A 1,513-nucleotide genomic window follows, 5' to 3' on the forward strand; every position below is an offset into this window, starting at 1 on the left:
GGCAGCCCGAACGCGCGAAAAATTTCCCAAATGATTTCAATTCATTAGCGTCCTATTTTGGGTGCCCGTCGCGATGCGAATAGGGAATGTGACGAAACCGTCGTATTTTTACCCGGCCCCGGCGATATGCCGTGCCGATGCCGCTTTGGGCGGCCGTAAGCGTTCACGTCATCCAACGCACAGACCGCCCGGCCGGCGGTCCGTGCGTCGTTGCGCACCGTCGGCCAGGGTCCTCAAGCCCGGAGCGTTCCCATGGCCTTCCTTTCATCACGTGACCCGGCGCAGGCCCGCCTGCTGCTGCTGACCGCTGTCCTTTTCCTCTCCTATCTTTGCGTCGCCATTCCCCTGCCGGCCGTGCCCGTCTACGTCAGCGGCCGGTTGGGGCTGGACAATGTCTGTGCCGGTCTTGCGACCGGGATGACCTTCCTGGCTGCCATTTTCAGCCGTGGCCATGCCGGCGGCTTCGCCGACCGGCGCGGGCCCAAGGTGGCCGTGGCGCGCGGCTTGGCCCTTTATGTCGCTGGCGGCCTGGTTTCCCTGGCGGCCGGGCTTCAGCAGGGCATGCCGATGGTGGCCTACCCGACCCTTCTGGCCGGCCGCCTGTTGCTGGGGCTGGGTGAAAGTTTCGTTGGCGTCGGTGTCGTCGCCTGGGGCGTGGGCATCGTCGGGCCCCAGCGCACCGGCCGGGTGCTGTCGCTGGTGGGGGCGTCGATCTATGGCGCGCTGGCGGTTGGCGGCCCTGTCGGCCTCGTGCTGCTGGATCGTGTCGGCTTCGCCGGGGCCATGGCGGTCAGTACCCTGCTGCCTTGCCTGGGCCTGCTGGCGATGACGCCCATGGCCGGCGTCGCCCCGCATGCCCAGCCTGAACGCCCATCCTTCCTGGCCATCATGGGCCGCATCTGGGGGCATGGGCTGATCGTCTGCCTGCAGGGCATCGGGTTCGCCGCCATCGGCGCCTTCTTCGCCCTCTATTTCCTGGACAGGATTTGGGATCATGCCGGCCTGGGGCTCACGGCCTTCGGCGGCGGCTTCGTCCTGGTGCGGGTGCTGTTCGGCCATCTTCCCGACCGTATCGGCGGCTTGACGGTGGCGACCCTCTCACTGGCCGTCGAGGCGATGGGGCAGGTGTTGGTGTGGGGCGCGCATGGCCCGTCCCTCGCCTTGGCTGGCGCGTTCATGACCGGCCTTGGCTGCTCCCTGATCTTCCCGTCGATGGGACGGGAGGTGGTCCGTCTGGTGCCGCCGCACCTGCGCGCCACGGCGCTGGGGGGCTTCACGGCCTTCCAGGACCTGGCCTACGGCCTGACGGGCCCCTTGGCGGGGCTGATGGCCGACCGGGTCGGCTACGGCAGCGTCTTTCTGGTGGGCGCGGCGGCGGCGGCGGTCGGTATGGCGATATCGCTCCACCTCCGCCAGATGCGCGTGGCGGCGCAGGCTTAGGCGGCGGTGCTCCAGCTGGACCGTCTCAACTGGCCGCCCAGGTCATGGCAGCAGGGACCGGATGCGCCGGGCG

General features: G+C 68.7%; 1 protein-coding gene. It reads left to right on the forward strand.

Annotation, left to right across the window (positions count from 1 at the left end):
- Positions 1-252: 252 nt before the first annotated feature.
- Positions 253-1,440, forward strand: coding sequence for an MFS transporter (locus I55_RS32385; protein WP_044564852.1), 1,188 nt, complete (start codon positions 253-255; stop codon positions 1,438-1,440).
- Positions 1,441-1,513: the final 73 nt, after the last annotated feature.

The organism is Azospirillum sp. B4, assembly GCF_000333275.1.
In the GTDB taxonomy this organism is placed as follows: Bacteria; Pseudomonadota; Alphaproteobacteria; order Azospirillales; family Azospirillaceae; genus Nitrospirillum.

Bases quoted from the DNA above. Each gene is read 5' to 3' on its own strand.
- I55_RS32385 (WP_044564852.1), top strand. From the start codon at position 253: ATGGCCTTCCTTTCATCACGTGACCCGGCGCAGGCCCGCCTGCTGCTG.